The organism is Myxococcus sp. CA039A (assembly GCF_013336645.1).
Taxonomy (GTDB): Bacteria; Myxococcota; Myxococcia; order Myxococcales; family Myxococcaceae; genus Myxococcus; species Myxococcus llanfairpwllgwyngyllgogerychwyrndrobwllllantysiliogogogochensis.
Genome location: NZ_JABUMQ010000627.1, coordinates 1 through 1,873 on the forward strand (window position 1 = coordinate 1; position 1,873 = coordinate 1,873).

At 70.0% G+C, this 1,873-nt stretch carries 1 protein-coding gene and 2 pseudogenes; 1 reads left to right on the forward strand and 2 read right to left on the reverse strand.

The features are described from left to right. A pseudogene (locus HR086_RS46530) lies at window positions 1–530 on the forward strand (hypothetical protein); the annotation flags it as partial. 31 nt (window positions 531–561) lie between these two features. Here HR086_RS46530 and HR086_RS46535 read toward each other — a convergent pair. Together HR086_RS46535 and HR086_RS46540 are read right to left on the reverse strand one after the other, a co-directional pair. Beyond that, complete coding sequence (locus HR086_RS46535; protein WP_141649457.1) at window positions 562–1,371, reverse strand: hypothetical protein; 810 nt, start codon at window positions 1,369–1,371, stop codon at window positions 562–564. Between the two features lie 156 nt (window positions 1,372–1,527). Next, a pseudogene (locus HR086_RS46540) lies at window positions 1,528–1,873 on the reverse strand (serine/threonine protein kinase); the annotation flags it as partial.

Sequence of the window (1,873 nt, forward strand, 5' to 3'; positions counted from 1 at the left end):
CCCTCCCCCCGCCCGAGCCGGAGGACGTCCGCCACGCGCTCGACGGAGACCTGCTGCACGAGACACCGGAGCTGGCGGCGTGGCTCCCACCGGAGTCCATCACCAGGCGCCTGCTCGCGAAGTTGGACGAGGTGGTGGTCAGCCCCCTGGCGCTCAGCGACGTACAGCGCCAGGACCAGCTCCAGGGCGCGGTGCGCACGGTGACGCAGGAGTACTTCACCCCCGACATGTCCCGTCGCTACGCCCTGCGGCTGTGGAGAATGGCGGACTTCTTCGAGCGGACCGGGAGGAAGCGCGAGGCCGAAGTCGCCCGGGGTGAGGCGCGGCGCCTCTTCCACGGCGCCACGCAGCCCTTCTCCCGCTTCGCCGAGCATCTCTTCGAGAAGGTGGTCGGGCTGGTCGCCGCCGCTGGAGCCCGCGAAGAGGCCGCCCGGCGAGCTGGGGGGGCCCCTGGCGCCAGTGCGCCCTCGCCCGCGGAGGCCGCCCCCACCCAGGAGCGGCGCAGCCCCGGCGGCCTCATCCTCCCCTGAGCCCTGGGGAGGATGGGCCCTGCCGAGTCCTTCAGTCTGGCGAGACGCGGGCGCGCAGCAGCAGGTCCAGGTTCTCCTGCTCCCAGGCCTGGGCCCGCGTGTAGTCGTGGAAGCGCTTCTCGTGCTCGATGAGCTCCGGCGGGTGGATGCAGCGCCGCCCGTCGTCGCCCTTCCTCGTCCGGTAGATGTGGTGGAGCATCTCGTGGAAGACAATCCACTCCACGAAGTAGCGGGGCACCACCGGCTGGTCCAACGCCGGATGGATGCGGATGACCTTGGAGTCCGCCGAGTAGGAGCCCATCTTGATGCTCTTGCGGGGCCCCTTCACCCGCGGCGCCGGGCCGTAGGTGATGGCCGCATCGATGCGACGGGTGCTGAAGTACCGCTCGTTGAGCCGCTCGAAGATGCGCTCCAGGTCGTGGTGCTGACCCAGGGGCTCCAGCCGGATGCGCTTGCGCATCTGCGCCGGAGACAGCCGCCGGATGTACATCTTGTTGCGCTCGATGTAGCGGTCCAACAGCGTGCTCGCCTCCGGGTCCCCTTTGCGCACGAAGCTGGCCAGGGCCTGCACGACGTCATCCGGCGCCGCCAGGAACATGTGGTGCAGCCGCAGCCGCCACATCGCCCGGTGACGTTGGAAGGTCAGCATCGTGTGCGTGTTGTCGTGGACCTCCACCGCCACCTTCGCGCGTAAGCGCGTGCGGAGGCGGCGTTCGAGCACGCGTCTCCAAACCTTCACGAGCCGGTTCGGTTCTGGTGCGACAGGCTGCTGTCGCACTACCCGTCCGGCCGTGTAACTCCTCTTCGTCACGATGTTTTTCTGCTTCTTGAGGCGCGCCATGGAGCGCCGGATTCTACGGCCCCGTCTGACATGCGCAATGCGCGCGCGCCTCGGAAAAGCTAGGAAATCCAACGACTTAAGGGCACTCAAGCCCACCCAGTCCCACTTGTCCGATTCGGGGGGAGCACGGCCCATACGGGCAAGTGCCCGTCCGGACTAGCGCCGGACCTTGCAGGGGACCTGGAGCACGAGCGGCCCCGGGGTCGCCTGCTCGATGAGGTAGGGTATTGCCCCCCGAGGTGCGCGTCGTCCGGGGCAGTCGTAGGCCACCTTGATGAGGCCGGGCGGCAGGGCCAGGAGCCGGTTGACGGGCAGCCGCTCGCCCCCCTCCTGGCGAAGGATGGTCTTCGCCGGGGCCTCGAACCGCACCTCGACCAGGGAGGGAGCTGGCGGAGGAAGGCCGGAACCGCCGTTCGCCGTGCCGCCGGGAGCCGCCGCCGCCACTGCCGGGTCCGGAGTCGAGGGCACGGGCGACGGAGGGGCGGCCGCCTCGGGGGCGGTC

Bases quoted from the DNA above. Each gene is read 5' to 3' on its own strand.
- HR086_RS46535 (WP_141649457.1), bottom strand. From the start codon at position 1,371: ATGGCGCGCCTCAAGAAGCAGAAAAACATCGTGACGAAGAGGAGTTAC.